We start from the raw sequence: 16,909 nt of genomic DNA on the forward strand, positions 1-16,909 counted from the left end.
ACGGAGACCATGATGTTCAAGACCACCGCCCTGACCGCCGCTTTCGCCCTTGCCGCCACCGCCGCGCTGGCCGAGCCTCAGGCCTACAGCCTTGACACCTCGCACAGCCAGATCGTCTTCGATTACAACCATCTGGGCTTTTCGACGACGACCGGCATGTTCGGCGATATCACGGGCGAGATCACCTTCGATCCCGAAGATCCCGCCGCCTCGTCGGTCAATGCCAGCTTTCCCATCGCCTCGCTGATGACCGGTTTTGCGGGCCGCGACGAACATTTCCTGTCGCCCGAGTTCTTCGGCGCCGAAGGGTCGGCCCCCGAGGTGACCTTCGTGTCGACCGGGATCGAGGTCACCGGCGACACCACCGCCCTGATCACCGGTGACCTGACCCTGAACGGCGTCACCAAAGAGGTCGTGCTGGACACCACCCTGAACCAGCAGGGCAGCCACCCGATGGAAAACAAGCCCTGGCTGGGTTTCGATGCCACCACCACCCTGCTGCGCAGCGACTATAACGTTGGCATGTTCGCCCCCGCCGTGTCGGACGAGGTTCAGGTGACCATTTCAGTCGAGGCGATGGCCGCCGAGGGCTGATCGCCCTTTTCGCCGATCGGACCGCAACCCGCGACGCCCCCCCGGCGTCGCGGGTTTTTTCCTGCACGATCAGGCCGTGCCTGTGAGAGGCCAGGGGGCATTCTGCCCCCCGGACCCCCCTGAGGATATTTGGGCCAAGATGAAAGCGGCGTTCTCTTCTTGGGGCGGGATTTTCGCATGGCACTGAAATGAAGGCGTGCAGGCTGTTTCGATTGTTTTCGCGGGCGGCGGCTGTGGCGCCGCTACGGGCCGCGCCCGAGATCAGGGCCAGTGCCGTGCACCGTGTGGTGGCCCTTGCCAGGCGGCATGATGGTGACCCCGGCGTGATTCGAACACGCGGCCTGCGGTTTAGGAAACCGACGCTCTATCCGGCTGAGCTACGGGGCCATTCGCCGCGATCTTTACCGGGGCAGAGGTGGGCTTGGCAAGTCGGACGTGATCGGGGCGGATGGCGGCGGTTGTGGCGGTCGGTGACCTTCGCTAACATCGCCCGACCCCAGTTCGGGACAAAGTTCAGGAAACGGCCCCTCATGATCCCCACGCGACCTCGCCGCCCCCTGACCCTTCGCGACGTGTCCGAGGCGTCTGGCGTGTCGGAAATGACCGTCAGCCGGGTGTTGCGAAACCGGGGCGATGTGTCCGCCGCGACGCGGGAAAAGGTGCTTACGGCTGCCAAGGCGCTTGGTTATGTCCCCAACAAGATCGCCGGGGGGCTGGCCAGCCAGCGGGTCAACCTTGTGGCCGTGGTCATCCCGTCGCTGTCGAACCTGGTCTTTCCCGACGTGCTGGGCGGCATTTCTGCGGAACTGGACGATACCGGTCTGCAGCCGGTGATCGGGGTGACCAACTATTCCCCCGCGCGCGAAGAGATGGTGCTGTATGACATGCTGTCATGGCGGCCCTCGGGCGTCATTCTGGCGGGGCTGGAACACAGCCGGGCGGCGCGCGCCATGCTGCAGAATTCCGGCATTCCGGTGGTCGAGATCATGGATATCGACGGCGAGGGGATCGACACGCTGGTGGGCATTTCCCACATCCGCGCCGGGCGCGAGATGGCCGACCGGATCCTGGCTGCGGGATATCGCCGCATCGGCTTTGTCGGCACCCACATGCCCGAGGATCACCGCGCCCGCAAACGCCTGCTGGGCTTTGAAGAGGGGCTGGGCCTTGCTGGGGTCCAGCTGGAGGCGCGCGAATATTATCAGGGCGGATCCAGCCTGCTGAAGGGGCGCGAACTGACCGACCGCATCCTGACCCGCGCCCCGGATCTGGACTTCCTGTATTTCTCGAATGACATGATCGGGGCGGGTGGGCTTTTGTACTGTCTGGACAAGGGCATGGATATTCCGGGCCGGATCGGGCTGGCGGGGTTCAACGGGGTCGATCTGCTGGACGGGCTGCCGATCCGGCTGGCCACGACCGATGCGCGGCGCGTCGATGTCGGGCGGCGCGCGGCGCGGCTGGTGTCGGGCAAGGATGTCGCGCCGGAAAACCGCATCATCGCGCTGACGCCGACCTTCCTGCCCGGTGACACGATCCGCGCCATCCCCGCCTGATGCCAGCGCCTGCCTGAATGCCAGCGCCCGCCTGATCCCCCTGCCCGCCAGTGCCGCCCGCGCGACGCCTGCGCCTTGCGAGCGGCGCGCGCCCGGCCTATCTGTTGGGGATGCGTATACCCCTCATCTCCCGCCTTCTGTCCCGCAAGCCGCGCGTCGCGGTCATCCGCCTGTCCGGCACCATCGGCGGCTCGGGCCGGGGGGGCGGGCTGAACGATGCGGCCCTTGCGCCCCTGATCGAGCGGGCCTTCAAGCGCGGCAAGCCGCTGGCCGTGGCGCTGGTCATCAACTCTCCGGGCGGATCGCCGGTGCAATCCTCGCTGATCGCGGGACGGATCCGGCGTCTGGCGGATGAGACCGGCCTGCCGGTCCATGCCTTTGTCGAGGATGTGGCGGCTTCGGGCGGTTATTGGCTGGCCTGTGCGGCCGACCGGATCTGGGCGGATGACAGCTCGATTCTGGGGTCGATCGGGGTGATCTCGGCGGGCTTCGGCTTTCACGAGCTGATCGACAAATGGGGGATCGAGCGGCGGGTCCATACCGCGGGCGCGTCGAAATCGACGCTGGACCCGTTCCGCCCGCAATCGCCCGAGGATGTGGCCCGGCTGCATGCGATCCTTGAGCCGATCCACACCGCCTTCAAGGATCACGTCCGCGCGCGGCGCGGCGCAAGGCTGTCAGAGGAACGCGATCTGTTCACCGGCGAATTCTGGGCCGGCCAGGAATCGGTGCGCCTTGGTCTGGCCGATGGCATCGGCCATCTGGTGCCCAAGATGAAGGCGCTTTACGGCGATAAGATCCGGTTCGAGGTTCACGGCATGCGCCGACCCCTGCTGCGCCGCCTTGGCCTGTCCGCCGAAGCGCTGCTGGACGCCGCCGAAGACCGCGCCGCGTTTCAGCGTTTCGGAACCCGGGGATGAGCCTGCGCGTCGTGCTGCTGTTCCTGCTGGTCATGGCGGTGATCGCCTTTCTGGGCGGCCCCAAGGCGCGGCGTATCATGAAAAAACTATTTGGGATCGGGCGTCGTGATCGTTGAAATTCTGTTAGTGCTGGGCGGTCTGGCCCTGCTGGTGCTGGGTGGCGACCTGCTGGTGCGGGGCGCGGTCAATCTGGCGCTGAAGCTGGGGATGACGCCCTTGGTCGTGGGTCTGACCGTGGTGGCCTTTGGCACCTCGGCACCCGAATTGCTGGTCTCGCTGTCGGCCGCGCTGAAAGGCTCCAGCGGGATCGCGATGGGCAATGTCGTGGGGTCCAACATCGCCAATGTGCTGGTCATTCTGGGGATCACGTCGTTGGTCTCGGTCATCGTGACCAAAGGCCATGATCTGCGCGAAAGCTGGGCGATGATGATCGGGGCATCGCTGCTGCTGATCGCCATCGCATTCACCGGAGAGATCGGTCGGCTTGAAGGCCTGATCCTGCTGGCCGCGCTGGCGCTTGTGTTGTGGCGTCAGCTGACCACCGGCAAGGCCGAGGCGCCCGAACTGGAGGGCGTGACCCCCGGCGCGGGTTGGGGCAAGATCATCATCTGGCTGGTCATCGGCTTGACCGCCCTGCCCATCGGCGCCACCCTGCTGGTCAATGGCGCGACCGAGATCGCGCGCGCCTTTGGCATCAGCGAGACGGTGATCGGCCTGACGCTGGTGGCGATCGGCACCTCGCTGCCGGAACTGGCGGCCTCGGTCGCATCGGCCCTGCGGGGGCGGGCGGATATGGCGCTTGGCAATGTGGTGGGATCGAACATCTTCAACATCCTTGGCATTCTGGGCATCACCGCGCTGATCGCGCCGCTGCCCATCCCCCCCGAGATGATGCGTCTGGACCTGTGGGTCATGCTGGGGGCGTCGCTTCTGATGGCACCGTTCCTGTTCCGGGGCCTCAGCCTGACGCGCCCCGTGGGGGCAGCCTTTCTGGCGGCTTACGGGGTCTATGCCTGGATCTTGCTGTGACGGGGGTGGCGCTGGTTACTGGTGGCGCCCGCCGCCTTGGCCGCGCCATAGTGCTGGAACTGGCCCAGCAGGGGCATGACGTCGCGATCCATTACGCCGGGTCCGGCGACGCGGCGCAGCAGACGGCCCAGGATGCCCGCGCCCTTGGCGTGCAGGCACAGGTCTTTCAGGCCGATCTGCTGGACGCAGACGCCACTGCCGCGCTGGTCGGACAGGTAGCGCAGGCGATGGGACCGCTGCATGTGCTGGTCAACAATGCCTCGATTTTTGAGCATGATACGATCCACAGTGCCACGATGGCGGGGTGGGACCGCCACATCGGGTCGAACCTGCGCGCACCATTTCAGCTGATGCAGGCCTTTGCCGCGCAGGCACCCAAGGCCCTGCCGGATGAGAATGGTGAGCCGCAGGCGCGCGCGCTGGTGGTGAACATGGTCGATCAGCGCGTGCTGAAACCGACGCCGGAATTCATGACCTATTCGCTGGCCAAGGCGGGTCTGTGGTCTCTGACCCGGACCGCCGCGCAGGCGCTGGCCCCCGATATCCGGGTGAATGCCATCGGTCCCGGCCCGACCCTGATCGGCGCCCGTCAGACACCCGCCCATTTTGCCGCTCAGCGGGCCGCGACGGTTCTGGGCAGGGGCAGCGACCCGCAGGGGATTGCGCAGGCTCTGGCCTATCTTCTGGGCGCGCGAGGGGTCACCGGACAGCTGATCTGCGTCGATGGTGGCCAGCATCTGGCATGGCGGACCCCCGACATGCTGGTCCGGGAATAGGCCCGTTCCGGCCATGTCGGCAGATCTTGTCCACCCTTTCGCAAATGCGGCCCCAAGTGGCGGATTATACGTGGTTTTTCCATGTCGCGTTCAGGTTGATAAAAATTGTGATGCGAAATCAAGGGCCTGCAGAAATGCCTAAAATACCGGCAAGTTCACGGAACTGTAACGATTGCTGGCCCCCGGTGGCCATCCCCACAGCCCACCCACAGAGTTGTCCACAGTTTCCGTGGAAAGGTTAATGCTTGCGCTTGGGCTTTGGAACTTGCAGCGAGACCCCAGAATCACCAGCCAGAGATCATGACCCCAAAAACCGGCCACGCCCTGATACAGGATTACCTGCGCACGCTGGACAACAGTCCCGGCGTCTATCGCATGCTGGATGCCGCCCAAGCGGTTCTGTATGTCGGCAAGGCCCGCGATCTGCGGGCGCGGGTGTCGAACTATGCCCGCCCCTCGGGGCATTCGGGGCGGATCGCGCGGATGATCCGCGAAACCGCCAGCATGATGTTCCTGACCACCAACACCGAAACCGAGGCGCTGCTGCTGGAGCAGAACCTGATCAAGCAGCTGAAGCCGCGCTACAACGTGCTGCTGCGCGACGACAAAAGCTTTCCCAATATTCTTGTCGCGAAATCCCACGCCTATCCGCAGATCAAGAAGCATCGCGGCGCCAAATCCGAGCCGGGCGATTACTACGGCCCCTTTGCCAGCGCCGGTGCGGTCAACCGGACCCTGACCCAGTTGCAGCGGGTCTTTCTGCTGCGCAACTGCACCGACAGCATGTTCGAAAGCCGTACCCGGCCCTGCCTGCTGTTCCAGATCAAGCGCTGCAGCGCACCCTGCGTGGGCCGCATCAGCGCGCCTGATTACAACGCCCTGGTGAACGACGCCGAACGCTTCCTGCAGGGCAAGACGACGACCATCCAGTCCGATCTGGCCGCCGAGATGGCCAAGGCCGCCGAGGAGATGGAATATGAACGCGCCGCCGCCCTGCGCGACCGCATCAAGGCCCTGACCGCCGTGCAATCGGTGCAGGCCATCAACCCCAAGGGCGTGGCCGAGGCCGATATCGTCGCCCTGCACATGGAGGCCGGGCAGGCCTGTGTGCAGGTCTTTTTCATCCGGGGCAATCAAAGCTGGGGGAACCGCGATTTCTATCCCCTGCTTGGCGGGGCAGAAAGTCCCGACGAGGTCATGCAGGCTTTTCTGCTGCAGTTTTACGACGACAAGCCGCCGCCGCGCCAGATCCTGCTGTCTCATCCGCCCGAGGATCCCGATCTGACAGCCGAGATCCTGTCCGAACGCGCCCGCCGCAAGGTCGAAGTGCTGGTCCCGCAACGCGGCGAGAAATCCGATCTGGTGACCAACGCCCTGAGGAACGCCCGCGAAAGTCTGGCCCGGCGCATGTCGGAAAGCGCCACGCAGCTGCGCCTGCTGGAAGGGCTGGCCGAGGCTTTCGATCTGCCCAGCCCCCCCCGCCGGATCGAGGTCTATGACAACAGCCACATCATGGGCACCAATGCCGTGGGCGGCATGATCGTCGCCGGGGCCGAGGGGTGGATCAAGAACCAGTACCGCAAGTTCAACATCAAGGGCACCGAGATCACTCCCGGCGACGATTTCGGCATGATGAAAGAGGTGCTGATGCGCCGCTTTCAGCGCCTGCTGAAGGACGATCCGGACCGCCAGACCGAGGCCTGGCCGGACCTTCTGCTGATCGATGGCGGCGCGGGGCAGGTCTCGGCGGTCGATGCGATCATGGCCGAGCTGGGCGTGCAGGACATTCCGATGATCGGGGTCGCCAAGGGGCAGGACCGCGATCACGGCAAGGAGGAATTCCATCGCCCCGGCAAGCGCCCCTTTGCCCTGCGGATGAACGATCCGGTGCTGTATTTCGTCCAGCGCCTGCGCGACGAGGCGCATCGGTGGGCCATCGGCACCCATCGCGCCAAGCGCGCCAAGGCGGTGATGACCAATCCTCTGGACGAGATCGCGGGCATCGGGGCGGCCCGCAAGCGCGCCCTGCTGACCCATTTCGGCAGCGCCAAGGCGGTGGCCCGCGCGGGCCTCGGCGATCTTCTGGCGGCGCCCGGCATCTCGGCCGCGATCGCGCAGAAGGTGCATGATCATTTCAATACCCGGGGGTGAAACAGGCCGGGGGCCCAGGAAGGCCGGGGGCCAGGAAAGCCGGGGGCCAGCCCCCGGACCCCCGGGATATTTATGGACCAATGCAGGGGTTTGGGTTTGGGGAGGTGCGCGATCACAGATTCGGGTGGGGCAGGGGGCCTTGTCGCCTTGGGCCTTTCCAAGCGGCGCGACAGCGATTAGCGTGCCGTCATGCGCTGGAACCTTCCCAACATCCTGACCCTTCTTCGTCTGCTGGCCGCCCCCGGGGTGCCGCTGATGTTTCTGTATTTCCACCGTCCCTGGGCGGATTGGGCGGCGCTGGCGCTGTTTTTGCTGGCGGCGATCACCGATTGGTTCGACGGCTATCTGGCCCGCGCCTGGAAGCAGGAAAGCCGGTTCGGCGCCGCGATGGACCCGATTGCCGACAAGGCGATGGTGGTGATCGCGCTGGTCGTGATCACCGGATATTCCGGGATGAACCCCTGGCTGATCCTGCCGGTGACGGTGATTCTGTTCCGCGAGGTCTTTGTGTCGGGCCTGCGCGAGTTTCTGGGCGACAAGTCCCGCCTGCTGGCGGTGACCAAGCTGGCGAAGTGGAAGACGACCCTGCAGATGGTCGCCATCTCGGTCCTGTTTCTGGCAACGGGGCTGGCCTATGTCGAACACGGTCTGGCGCCCCGGGTGGGCGAGACGGGGCTGTTGTGGTCGGGCAGCTGGGCGGCGATTGCGGCCTATGCCGGGCTGGTCCTGATCTGGGTCGCGGCAGCGCTGACGGCCTGGACGGGCTGGGATTATTTCGTCAAGGCGCGCCCCTATCTGCGCGATCCTGGCCATGACGATTGAGGTTCTGTATTTCGCCGCCCTGCGCGAGCGGGTGGGCCATCCGCGCGAGACGATCAGCTCGGACGCGCTGACGCCGCGCGACCTGGTGGCCGAACTGGCCGCCCGGTCCGAGGGGCATCGGGCGGCATTCGCCGATCTGGCCGCCCTGCGTTGCGCGGTCGATCAGCAGCTGGTCGATCTGGACGCGCCCTTGGGGGCCGCACGCGAGGTGGCGTTTTTCCCTCCGATGACCGGCGGCTGAGGGGCCATGTCGGCCCGCGTGCAATCCGCGCCCTTTGATCTGACAGCCGAGCTGGCGGGCTTTGGCACGGGGGCGGGGGCCGTGGTGACCTTCACCGGGCTGGTGCGCGACGATACCGGAACGATGGCCGCGATGGAGATCGAACATTATCCCGGCATGACCGAACGCGCGCTGAGCGATTTCGGACAGGCCGCCGCCGGACGGTTCGGGCTGATCGACTGGCGGATCGTGCACCGCTTTGGGCGGATCGCCGTGGGTCAGCCGATCATGATGGTCGCCACCGCCGCCCGCCATCGCCGCGCCGCCTTTGAGGGTGCCGATTACCTGATGGACTGGCTGAAATCCCGCGCGCCGTTCTGGAAGCGCGAGATCGGGCTGGATGGCCGGACCGCGTGGGTCGAGGCCGTGCTGCGCGACGAAGATGCGCTGCGGCGGTGGTGATCCGGTCCGACATCCGCGACTGGCTGCGCGCCCATGCCGAGCTACTGATCTTTGCCGGGCTGGCCGTGGCGGGCCTGTGGCTGGCGCTGCGGGGCGGCTGGTTCTTTGCGGTGATCGGCGGGGGCGTGGCGCTGGTGGGTGCCAGTCTGGCGCTTGGCGCGCTGCGACGCGATGCGTTCCGCCGTCCCATCGATGCCCCCGGTCTGGTCGAGATCGTCGAGGGCGCGATCCGATTCTATGGCGCCACCGATCGCGGCGGTGAAATCCCGCTGCGCGATCTGGTCGAGATCCGCCTGCTGCGTCTGCAGGGCCGCGCCCATTGGCGATTGCGCAGCCAGACGGGCGAGGCTTTGCTGATCCCCGTCGATGCGGCGGGCGCACCGGCGCTGGCCGATGCCTTTACCGCCTTGCCGGGTCTGGACATGGGCGCGGTGTCCGCCGCGCTGGCCGGGGTGGCCGATCGGGGCGATGCGATGCGCACCGTTTGGCGCAGGTCGGCGTAACGCGGCTTGACTTGGCGGGTGGGCATTGCCACCTGTGACCGACCGGAACGCAAGAAAGGCGCCTCTCTCCATGTCGATACCACAGCAGGGCGGAGGCCCCATCGAACATCGCGACCAGCTGGCAGCCTATATAGCCAGCGGCGAAAAGCCGAAAAGCGACTGGCGCATCGGCACCGAGCACGAAAAATTCGGCTATGATGATGCGGGCAAGATGCCCCTGCCCTATGAGGGGGCGGTGTCCATCACCGCCATGCTGGAGGGGTTGCGCGACCGCTTCAACTGGACCCCGGTGCTGGAGGCGGGCAAGCTGATCGGGCTGGAGCGCGACGGCGCCAATGTCAGTCTGGAACCGGGCGGGCAGCTGGAACTGTCCGGCGCACCGCTGGAGACGATCCACCAGACCTGCGACGAGGTGAACAGCCATCTGGCCGAGGTCGAGGCCGTGGCCCATGACATCGGCGCGGGCTTTATCGGACTGGGCGCGGCGCCGATCTGGGGGGCGGGCGACATGCCGATGATGCCCAAGGGGCGGTATCGGCTGATGACGGATTATATGGGCCGGGTGGGTACGCTTGGCACGCAGATGATGTACCGGACCTGTACGGTGCAGGTGAATCTGGACTTTGGGTCCGAGGCCGACATGGTGCAGAAGATGCGCGTGGCGCTGGCCCTGCAGCCGGTGGCGACGGCGCTGTTCGCGAATTCTCCGTTTCTGGATGGCAAGCCCAACGGCATGAAATCCTGGCGGGCGCATATCTGGCAGAATCTGGATGCGGCGCGGACGGGCATGCTGCCCTTCGTCTTCGAGGACGGGTTCGGATACGAGGCTTGGGTCGATTACGTGCTGAACGTGCCGATGTATTTCGTTTATCGCGACGGGAAATACATCGACGCGCTTGGCCAGAGCTTCAAGGATTTCCTGAACGGTCGTTTGCCCGCTCTGCCCGGCGAGGTGCCGACCCTGTCGGATTGGGCCGATCACATGACCACGGTGTTCCCCGAGGCGCGGGTTAAAAAGTATATCGAGATGCGCGGGGCCGATGGCGGCCCGTGGCGGCGCCTGTGCGCGCTGCCTGCGCTGTGGGTCGGGCTGACCTATGATCAGGGGGCGCTGGATGCGGCCTGGGATCTGGTCAAGGGCTGGGACGCCGAGACGCGCGAGGCGCTGCGGGTGGCCGCTGGTCGGGACGGGCTGCAGGCCGAGGCCGGTGGCGTGAAGATGCACGATCTGGCCCGCGAGGTGCTGGCGATCGCGGAAGGCGGGTTGAAGGCGCGCGGACGGTCCGGCAATGACGGGCTGGTGCCGGACGAGACGCATTTCCTGAATGCGCTGAAGGAAAGCGTCGACAGCGGCAAGGTGCCCGCCGATGAGCTGCTGCAGAAGTATCGCGGCGAATGGGGCGGGGATCTGTCGCGGATCTATGACGAATATTCGTACTGATCCTTTTGCGTCCCGCGATGGCCGGGGGGTGCTTCGCCCCCCGCCGTCCAGCGGTCCTTCGACCGATGGCGGATCGCTGAACCGCCCCCAGAGGATATTTTCGTGAAGAAGAAGACGTGGCGCACGGGAAGGTGAGGGCCACCGCTGCTGCTTTGGGTTGAACCGGAGGCCGCAGGGTGGCAACCCGACAGGGAATTCCGGTCAGAATGGGGCGGTCATGCGGGGCGATGTGATGCAATGGGTTGGGCGGCTGGTCGCGGCCGTCTTTGGCTTTGGGGCGCTGGCCCTGCTGGGCGCGGTCTTCGTGCTGGTGCGGCAGGCCGAGGGTGTGCCGCCGATGCCGGTCTTTCTGGGGCTTTTGGGCATGGCGGTGCTGGTCCTGCTGGCCGGGGCCTGTCTGGGGATCATCTCGATCGCCGTGTCGGCGCGGCGCGGGGCCGAGGCGTTGCAGCGCATGGCCGGGGGCGGAGTGGCCAAGACGGGTGTCGCCGGGTCTGAGATGCAGGGCCCGGTCGCGCCTTTGGAACAGGCGCTTGCCGTGCCGCCGCGCCAGACGCCCCGTCCGACCCCGCGTCCCGGCCGCGTGCTGGTGGCCGAGCGCTAGGCGTTATTTGCGGCCGATCCGGGGTTCGGTGCCGGACAGAAGGCGGCGGATGTTGGCGTGATGGCGCAGGAAGATCAGCGCCGCCATGAAGGCGGTGACTGCGGCGATGTCGCCTCGTCCAAGGCCCCATGCAAGGACCGGCGTCAGGGCGGCGGCCAGAAGCGCGCTGAGGCTGCTGATGCGGCTGATCGCGGCCACCAGCGCCCAGGTCGCGCAGGCCGCCAGACCCAGGGGCCAGTGCAGCGCCGCCAGCGTGCCCAGAAAGGTCGCCACGCCCTTGCCGCCCTTGAAGCCCAGCCAGACCGGGAAGCAATGGCCCAGAAACGCCGCGCCGCCCGCAAGGGCCGCCGCCGTCTCGCCGCCGAACTCTCGGGCCAGCAGCACGGCGATGGCGCCCTTGCCGCTGTCCATCAGCAGGGTGGCCAGTGCCGCGCCCTTGTTGCCGGTGCGCAGCACATTGGTGGCGCCGATATTGCCCGAACCGATCGTGCGCAGATCGCCCAACCCCATCGCGCGGGTGATGACGATGCCAAAGGGCACCGAGCCGAGAAGATAGCCGAACAGTGCCCAGAGGATCATACGCTCTCTCCGAAGACGGGGCGGCCTGCGACCCAGGTGCTGATCACCCGGCCCTGCATGCGGGCGCCGTCAAAGGGGGTGTTCTTGGATTTGGACAAAAGCGCAAAGCGGTCCAGCACGAAGGGCGCGTCGGGATCGAAAAGGATTAGATCGGCCGGGGCGCCATCCGACAACCGACCGCCGGGCAGGCCAAGGCGGCGGGCCGGGTTCAGCGACATCGCGCGGATCAGCTGCGGCAAAGTCAGCCCGCCCTGATGGTAAAGGCGCAGCGCGGCGGGCAGCAGGGTCTGCAGGCCGACGGCGCCGGGGGCGGCGGCCTCGAACGGCAGACGCTTGGATTCCTCGTCCTGAGGGGTGTGAAAGCTGGCGATGCAGTCGATCAGCCCGTCCGCCACGGCCTGCACCATCGACAGGCGATCATCCTCGGATCGCAAAGGCGGCGTGAAGCGGAAGAAGGTGCGGTAATCGCCCACATCGAATTCGTTCAGCGTCAGATGGTGGATCGAGATGCCCGCCGTCACGTCCAGCCCCGCATCGCGCGCGCGCGACAGGGCGGGCAGGCTGGCGGCGGTGGTGATCTGATCAGCGTGATAGCGTCCGCGCGTCATCGCGACCAGCGCCAGATCGCGGTCCAGCCCCATCACCTCGGCCATGGGCGAGACGGCGGGGATGCCATAGAGGGAGGCGAACTTGCCGCTGGTCGCCACCGCGCCATGAGACAGCGAGGGATCCTGCGGATGGCCCATGATCAGCGCGTCCAGACCGCGCGCATAGGTCATGCAGCGTGACATCAGCTTGCTGTCGCGCACGACGCGCACGCCATCGGTAAAGGCCACGGCACCCAGATCGGTCAGAAACCCGATCTCGACCATCTCGCGGCCTTCCCGGCCTTTTGTCAGGGCCGCCATGTGGCGGATGTTGACGGGCGCATCGGCGGCGCGGCGGGCGACGAATTCCAGCGCCTCGGGCGTGTCGATCGGCGGCGCGGTGTCGGGGCGGGCGACGATCGTGGTGACCCCGCCGGCGGCGGCGGCCAGACCTGCGCTGCGGAAGCTTTCCTTGTGACGCTCGCCCGGTTCGCCGATCTTGACGCCCCAATCGATCACGCCCGGCGCCAGCGCGCGTCCCCCGGCATCGATGATCCGGGCACCTTCGGGGGAGGGCTCATCCGGGGCGCCGCGCCCGCTGATGCGGCCATCGGTGATGCGCAGGCTGCCCATGGCGTCGGTCTGCGCCTCGGGGTCGATCAGGCGGGCATTGCGAAAGATCAGGTCCATCACATCTCTCCCACGGCCGACCGGCCCCGCGCCTGTCGCAGGTTGCGCGCCAGCAGATCCAGCGCCGCCATGCGGACGGCGACGCCCATCTCGACCTGATCCTGAATGACGCTGCGGTTGATGTCATCGGCGATGGTGCCGTCGATTTCCACGCCCCGGTTCATCGGACCGGGATGCATGACGATGGCATCGGGCGCGGCCAGCGCCAGCTTTTCGGCATCCAGCCCGAAGCGGTGGAAATATTCGCGTTCGGACGGGATGAAGCCGCCATCCATCCGTTCCTTTTGCAGGCGCAGCATCATCACCACATCGGCGCCTTTCAGACCCTCGCGCATATCCTCGTAGAGTTCGACCCCCATATCGGCGACGCCTGCGGGCATCAGCGTGGCGGGACCGATCAGGCGGATACGGTTTTCCATCTTGCCCAGCAGGATCAGGTTCGACCGCGCGACGCGGCTATGGGCGATGTCGCCGCAGATGGCAATGGTCAGGCGGTGCAGCCGCCCCTTGGCGCGGCGGATGGTCAGCGCATCCAACAGCGCCTGCGTGGGATGTTCATGCCGCCCGTCGCCCGCATTGATGACCGCGCAGTTCACCTTTTCGGCCAGCAGGTTCACCGCGCCGGAATGGGGATGGCGCACGACCAGCAGGTCGGGCTGCATGGCGTTCAGCGTCAGGGCGGTGTCGATCAGCGTCTCGCCCTTTTTCACCGAGGACTGGCTGACGGCCATGTTCATCACATCGGCCCCAAGCCGCTTGCCCGCCAGTTCGAAACTGGCCTGCGTGCGGGTCGAGTTCTCGAAGAACATGTTGATCTGGGTCATGCCGGCCAGCGCATCGGAATGCTTGACGGTGCGGCGGTTCAGCGCCGCATAATCCTGCGCCAGATCCAGCAGCGAGACGATCTCGTCGGGTTTGAGATGGTCGATGCCCAGAAGGTGGCGGGCGCGAAAGCTCATGGGCGGCCTCTTGCGTCGGGGTCCGGGGGGGCGCGGTTGCGCGATCTATTGCAGATGGGGGCAAGGGCGGCAAGCGCCGCAGGGGGGCGCTCGCGCCCCCCGTCGCCTGCGGCGCCTCCCCCCTGAGGATATTTCTGTGAAGAAGAGGGGCCTTCGGCTGAAATCTGCAGGATGCGCAATCTGGTCCTTGCCCGGGCTTTGGTGCGGCGATATGGCAGAGCCATGCTGACGCCCCGCTATCGCCCCCATATCCTTGCGACGCTGTCGCTTGGTCTGCCGCTGATCGGCAGCCATCTGGCGCGCATGGCCATCGGCGTGGGCGATACGGTCATGATTGGCTGGTACGGGGTCGAGCCGCTGGCGGCGCTGGTCATCGCGACCTCGTTCTTTCACATTCTGTTCTTTCTGGGCATGGGGTTCGGCACCGGCGTGATGGGGCTGATCGCCAGCGACATCGCGGCGGGTCGTCAGACCGAGGTCCGGCGCGGCGCCCGCATGGCCCTGTGGCTGTCGGCGGGCTTTGGTCTGGCGGTCATGCCGCTGATGTGGTGGTCCGAGCCGATCTTGCTGGGTCTGGGGCAGACCGCAACCGTCTCGGCGCTGGCGCAGGAGTACCTGCGCATTGCGGGCTGGGGTCTGGCCGTGGTGCTGGGACAACTGACGCTGGCCTCGTATCTGGCGGCGCTGGAGCGGACGCAGATCGTCATGTGGGTGACGCTGGCCGGGCTGCCGCTGAATCTGGCGCTGAACTGGGTGCTGATCTTTGGCAATCTGGGCGCGCCCGAGCTGGGCGTCGAGGGCGCGGCCATCGCCAGCGTGACGGTGCAGGTCGCGCAGCTGGTGGCGCTGATCGGCTATGCCGCATGGCTGCCGATGGCGCGGCGCTACAACCTGTTCCAGCGCTTCTGGCGCCCGGACTGGCAGGCGATGTGGCAGGTCGCGCGCACCGGCTGGCCGATCGGCCTGACGATGGTGGCCGAGGGCGGGTTGTTCGTGGGTTCGAACATCATGATGGGCTGGATCGGCATTCCGCAGCTGGCCGCGCATGGGATCGCGCTGCAGATCACCTCGGTCACCTTCATGGCGCATCTGGGGCTGTCCAATGCCGCGACCGTGCGGGTGGGGCAGGCCAAGGGGCGCGGCGACAGGGCCTGGATGCGCGATGCGGCGCTGACGATCTGCTGGATGTCGCTGGTCTTTTCGACCGTGTTCATCCTGATCTATCTGCTGTTTGCCGAGGATCTGGTGCGGCTGTATCTGGACCCCGCCGATCCGCAGGGGCCGCAGATCGTCGCGCTTGGGGCGATGCTGTTGATGTATGCCGCGCTGTTCCAGCTGACCGACGCGTTTCAGGTCATCGCCCTCGGCTTTCTGCGCGGGGTCCATGACACCGGCGTGCCGATGGTGATCGCGGGCTTCAGCTATTGGATCATCGGCATGCCGGTGGCCTGGGCGCTGGCCTTTCCCTTGGGCTTTGGCCCGGCGGGCTTGTGGCTGGGCATGTGCGCGGGCCTGTCGGTCGCTGCGGTCCTGCTGATGCGCCGCTTCTGGAGGGGACATGCGCGCGGGGACTGGACCCGCAGCGCCACCCCGGTCTAACCTGCCGCCAAAAGGGAGATCCCATGCGCCCCGTCTTCGTCCAGTTCCGATGCGAGCCCGGCCGCACCTATCAGGTCGCCGAGGCCATCTATGACCGAGAGATCGTCAGCGAGCTCTATTCCACCTCGGGCGATTACGACCTGATGGCTAAGGTCTATATCCCCGAGGGCGAGGATGTCGGTCGTTATCTGTCCGACCGGCTGTTCGATATCCCCCATATCAGCCGCACCCTGACCACGATGACCTTCCGCGCCTTCTGATGCCGCCTTTCGCCCCCCTTCCCGCCGGATTGCCGCAGACCGTCCCCTTCATCGGCCCCGAAACGCTGGAGCGGCGGCGCGGCACCCCCTTTGCCGCCCGGCTCGGCGCCAACGAAAGCGCCTTCGGCCCCAGCCCGCTGGCGGCACGCGCCATGCGCGAGGCGGTGGGCGGCATCTGGAAATACGGCGATGCGCCCAGCCATGATCTGACCCATGCGCTGGCCGGCCATCTGGGGGTCACGCCTGCCCATGTGATGGTGGGCGAGGGGATCGACGGCCTGCTGGGCACTCTGGTACGGCTGATGGTGGCGCCGGGCGATGCGGTGGCGACCTCGGACGGGGCCTATCCGACCTTCAACTATCACGTCACGGGCTTTGGCGGGGTGCTGCACAAGGTGCCCTATCGGGGCGATACCGAAGATCCGCAGGCCCTGCTGGATCGCGCGCATCAGACAGGGGCACGGCTGATCTATCTGGCCAATCCCGACAACCCGATGGGCAGCTGGCACAAGGGCACGGTCATCAGGGCCATGCTGGACGATCTGCCCCCCGATTGCCTGCTGGTGCTGGACGAGGCTTATGCCGAATTCGCCCCCGCCGATGCCATCCCGCAGATCGACGCCGACGATCCCCGGGTCATCCGGATGCGGACCTTCTCCAAGGCCTATGGTCTGGCCGGGGCGCGGATCGGCTATGCCATCGGCGCGCCCGACCTGATCGCGGGCTTTGACCGCATCCGCAACCATTTTGGGGTGAACCGCATCGCGCAGGCAGGCGCGCTGGCCGCGCTGGCCGATCCCGGCTGGCTGGCCCATGTGGTGGCCTCGGTCGCCGCCGCCCGCGACCAGATCGGGCGGATCGGCGCTGCGAACGGGCTGACCGCCCTGCCTTCCGCCACCAATTTCGTGGCGCTGGACACGCATCGCGACGGCGCCTTCGCCCGCGCCCTGGTCGCGGCGCTGCAGGCGCGGGACGTGTTCATCCGAATGCCCGGCACGGCCCCATTGGACCGCTGCATCCGCATCAGCTGCGCCCCCGATGCCGAGCTGGAGGTTCTGGCCGAAGCCCTCCCCGCCGCCCTCGGCGAAGCCGCTTCTTCTTCATAAAAATATCCCCGCCGGAGGCTCCCGCGCGTCACGCGAGTGCGCCCGGCGGGA

18 protein-coding genes and 1 tRNA gene are annotated in these 16,909 nt (G+C 66.7%); 15 read left to right on the top strand and 4 right to left on the bottom strand.

The window, feature by feature from the left end; all coding sequences use genetic code 11:
- Positions 1-9: 9 nt before the first annotated feature.
- A complete protein-coding gene (locus EG885_RS06380; protein WP_379105622.1) occupies positions 10-594 on the top strand; it encodes a YceI family protein in 585 nt (194 codons plus the stop codon).
- Between the two features lie 310 nt (positions 595-904).
- Here EG885_RS06380 and EG885_RS06385 read toward each other — a convergent pair.
- A tRNA-Arg gene (locus tag EG885_RS06385) sits at positions 905-981 on the bottom strand.
- 143 nt (positions 982-1,124) lie between these two features.
- On the opposite strand from EG885_RS06385, the gene EG885_RS06390 reads away from it, so the two are divergent.
- From EG885_RS06390 to EG885_RS06440, 11 genes are all read left to right on the top strand, one after another.
- Positions 1,125-2,150 (top strand): LacI family DNA-binding transcriptional regulator, encoded by a 1,026-nt coding sequence (locus EG885_RS06390; protein ID WP_131573648.1) that lies wholly within the window; start codon positions 1,125-1,127, stop codon positions 2,148-2,150.
- A gap of 110 nt (positions 2,151-2,260) precedes the next feature.
- A complete protein-coding gene (locus EG885_RS06395) occupies positions 2,261-3,070 on the top strand; it encodes a S49 family peptidase (RefSeq protein WP_131573649.1) in 810 nt (269 codons plus the stop codon).
- A 105-nt stretch (positions 3,071-3,175) separates the two neighbouring features.
- The gene (locus EG885_RS06400) at positions 3,176-4,099 is read left to right on the top strand and encodes a calcium/sodium antiporter (RefSeq protein ID WP_131573650.1); all 924 of its coding nucleotides are present in this window, start codon (positions 3,176-3,178) and stop codon (positions 4,097-4,099) included.
- Positions 4,096-4,875 (top strand): SDR family oxidoreductase, encoded by a 780-nt coding sequence (locus tag EG885_RS06405; RefSeq protein WP_131573651.1) that lies wholly within the window; start codon positions 4,096-4,098, stop codon positions 4,873-4,875. The genes EG885_RS06400 and EG885_RS06405 overlap by 4 nt, the downstream gene beginning before the upstream one ends.
- Positions 4,876-5,175: 300 nt before the next feature.
- Positions 5,176-7,026: an excinuclease ABC subunit UvrC gene (uvrC, locus tag EG885_RS06410; protein ID WP_131573652.1), complete on the top strand. Its 1,851-nt coding sequence runs from the start codon at positions 5,176-5,178 to the stop codon at positions 7,024-7,026.
- A gap of 189 nt (positions 7,027-7,215) precedes the next feature.
- Positions 7,216-7,848 carry a CDP-diacylglycerol--glycerol-3-phosphate 3-phosphatidyltransferase gene (gene pgsA, locus EG885_RS06415; protein ID WP_131573653.1) on the top strand — a complete coding sequence of 211 codons (633 nt, stop codon included), beginning with the start codon at positions 7,216-7,218 and terminating at the stop codon, positions 7,846-7,848.
- The gene (gene moaD, locus EG885_RS06420) at positions 7,838-8,089 is read left to right on the top strand and encodes a molybdopterin converting factor subunit 1 (RefSeq protein ID WP_131573654.1); all 252 of its coding nucleotides are present in this window, start codon (positions 7,838-7,840) and stop codon (positions 8,087-8,089) included. Before pgsA ends, moaD begins: the two co-directional genes overlap by 11 nt.
- Positions 8,090-8,095: 6 nt before the next feature.
- Positions 8,096-8,530, top strand: a complete 435-nt coding sequence (locus EG885_RS06425) for a molybdenum cofactor biosynthesis protein MoaE (RefSeq protein ID WP_131573655.1) — start codon at positions 8,096-8,098, stop codon at positions 8,528-8,530.
- The gene (locus tag EG885_RS06430; RefSeq protein WP_242679534.1) at positions 8,524-9,033 is read left to right on the top strand and encodes a hypothetical protein; all 510 of its coding nucleotides are present in this window, start codon (positions 8,524-8,526) and stop codon (positions 9,031-9,033) included. Before EG885_RS06425 ends, EG885_RS06430 begins: the two co-directional genes overlap by 7 nt.
- Before the next feature lie 70 nt (positions 9,034-9,103).
- Positions 9,104-10,474: a glutamate--cysteine ligase gene (locus tag EG885_RS06435; RefSeq protein ID WP_131573656.1), complete on the top strand. Its 1,371-nt coding sequence runs from the start codon at positions 9,104-9,106 to the stop codon at positions 10,472-10,474.
- A gap of 217 nt (positions 10,475-10,691) precedes the next feature.
- Positions 10,692-11,078: a hypothetical protein gene (locus EG885_RS06440; RefSeq protein ID WP_131573657.1), complete on the top strand. Its 387-nt coding sequence runs from the start codon at positions 10,692-10,694 to the stop codon at positions 11,076-11,078.
- A 3-nt stretch (positions 11,079-11,081) separates the two neighbouring features.
- Here the strand turns inward: EG885_RS06440 and plsY are convergent, their stop codons facing one another.
- Genes plsY through EG885_RS06455 form a run of 3 tightly spaced genes read right to left on the bottom strand, consistent with a single transcriptional unit; the run spans position 11,082 to position 13,893 of the window.
- Positions 11,082-11,657, bottom strand: a complete 576-nt coding sequence (gene plsY, locus EG885_RS06445) for a glycerol-3-phosphate 1-O-acyltransferase PlsY (protein WP_131573658.1) — start codon at positions 11,655-11,657, stop codon at positions 11,082-11,084.
- Positions 11,654-12,934 carry a dihydroorotase gene (gene pyrC / locus EG885_RS06450; RefSeq protein WP_131573659.1) on the bottom strand — a complete coding sequence of 427 codons (1,281 nt, stop codon included), beginning with the start codon at positions 12,932-12,934 and terminating at the stop codon, positions 11,654-11,656. The genes plsY and pyrC overlap by 4 nt, the downstream gene beginning before the upstream one ends.
- The gene (locus tag EG885_RS06455; protein WP_131573660.1) at positions 12,934-13,893 is read right to left on the bottom strand and encodes an aspartate carbamoyltransferase catalytic subunit; all 960 of its coding nucleotides are present in this window, start codon (positions 13,891-13,893) and stop codon (positions 12,934-12,936) included. The genes pyrC and EG885_RS06455 overlap by 1 nt, the downstream gene beginning before the upstream one ends.
- A 222-nt stretch (positions 13,894-14,115) precedes the next feature.
- Here EG885_RS06455 and EG885_RS06460 point away from each other — a divergent pair, with 222 nt between their 5' ends.
- From EG885_RS06460 to EG885_RS06470, 3 genes are read left to right on the top strand one after another with little or no spacing between them, the layout of a single operon-like run.
- Complete coding sequence (locus EG885_RS06460) at positions 14,116-15,492, top strand: MATE family efflux transporter (RefSeq protein WP_131573661.1); 1,377 nt, start codon at positions 14,116-14,118, stop codon at positions 15,490-15,492.
- A 23-nt stretch (positions 15,493-15,515) separates the two neighbouring features.
- Complete coding sequence (locus tag EG885_RS06465) at positions 15,516-15,752, top strand: Lrp/AsnC ligand binding domain-containing protein (protein ID WP_131573662.1); 237 nt, start codon at positions 15,516-15,518, stop codon at positions 15,750-15,752.
- Positions 15,752-16,858 (top strand): pyridoxal phosphate-dependent aminotransferase, encoded by a 1,107-nt coding sequence (locus EG885_RS06470; RefSeq protein ID WP_131573663.1) that lies wholly within the window; start codon positions 15,752-15,754, stop codon positions 16,856-16,858. Before EG885_RS06465 ends, EG885_RS06470 begins: the two co-directional genes overlap by 1 nt.
- The last annotated feature ends 51 nt before the right edge of the window (positions 16,859-16,909 follow it).

Origin of the sequence: Paracoccus nototheniae (assembly GCF_004335005.1) — a bacterium.
Lineage (GTDB): Bacteria > Pseudomonadota > Alphaproteobacteria > Rhodobacterales > Rhodobacteraceae > Paracoccus > Paracoccus nototheniae.

Coding starts and splice junctions, on each gene's coding strand:
- EG885_RS06380 (WP_379105622.1), top strand. CDS start 10: ATGATGTTCAAGACCACCGCCCTGACCGCCGCTTTCGCCCTTGCCGCC.
- EG885_RS06390 (WP_131573648.1), top strand. CDS start 1,125: ATGATCCCCACGCGACCTCGCCGCCCCCTGACCCTTCGCGACGTGTCC.
- EG885_RS06395 (WP_131573649.1), top strand. CDS start 2,261: ATGCGTATACCCCTCATCTCCCGCCTTCTGTCCCGCAAGCCGCGCGTC.
- uvrC (WP_131573652.1), top strand. CDS start 5,176: ATGACCCCAAAAACCGGCCACGCCCTGATACAGGATTACCTGCGCACG.
- pgsA (WP_131573653.1), top strand. CDS start 7,216: ATGCGCTGGAACCTTCCCAACATCCTGACCCTTCTTCGTCTGCTGGCC.
- moaD (WP_131573654.1), top strand. CDS start 7,838: ATGACGATTGAGGTTCTGTATTTCGCCGCCCTGCGCGAGCGGGTGGGC.
- EG885_RS06425 (WP_131573655.1), top strand. CDS start 8,096: ATGTCGGCCCGCGTGCAATCCGCGCCCTTTGATCTGACAGCCGAGCTG.
- EG885_RS06435 (WP_131573656.1), top strand. CDS start 9,104: ATGTCGATACCACAGCAGGGCGGAGGCCCCATCGAACATCGCGACCAG.
- EG885_RS06440 (WP_131573657.1), top strand. CDS start 10,692: ATGCGGGGCGATGTGATGCAATGGGTTGGGCGGCTGGTCGCGGCCGTC.
- plsY (WP_131573658.1), bottom strand. CDS start 11,657: ATGATCCTCTGGGCACTGTTCGGCTATCTTCTCGGCTCGGTGCCCTTT.
- pyrC (WP_131573659.1), bottom strand. CDS start 12,934: ATGGACCTGATCTTTCGCAATGCCCGCCTGATCGACCCCGAGGCGCAG.
- EG885_RS06455 (WP_131573660.1), bottom strand. CDS start 13,893: ATGAGCTTTCGCGCCCGCCACCTTCTGGGCATCGACCATCTCAAACCC.
- EG885_RS06460 (WP_131573661.1), top strand. CDS start 14,116: ATGCTGACGCCCCGCTATCGCCCCCATATCCTTGCGACGCTGTCGCTT.
- EG885_RS06465 (WP_131573662.1), top strand. CDS start 15,516: ATGCGCCCCGTCTTCGTCCAGTTCCGATGCGAGCCCGGCCGCACCTAT.
- EG885_RS06470 (WP_131573663.1), top strand. CDS start 15,752: ATGCCGCCTTTCGCCCCCCTTCCCGCCGGATTGCCGCAGACCGTCCCC.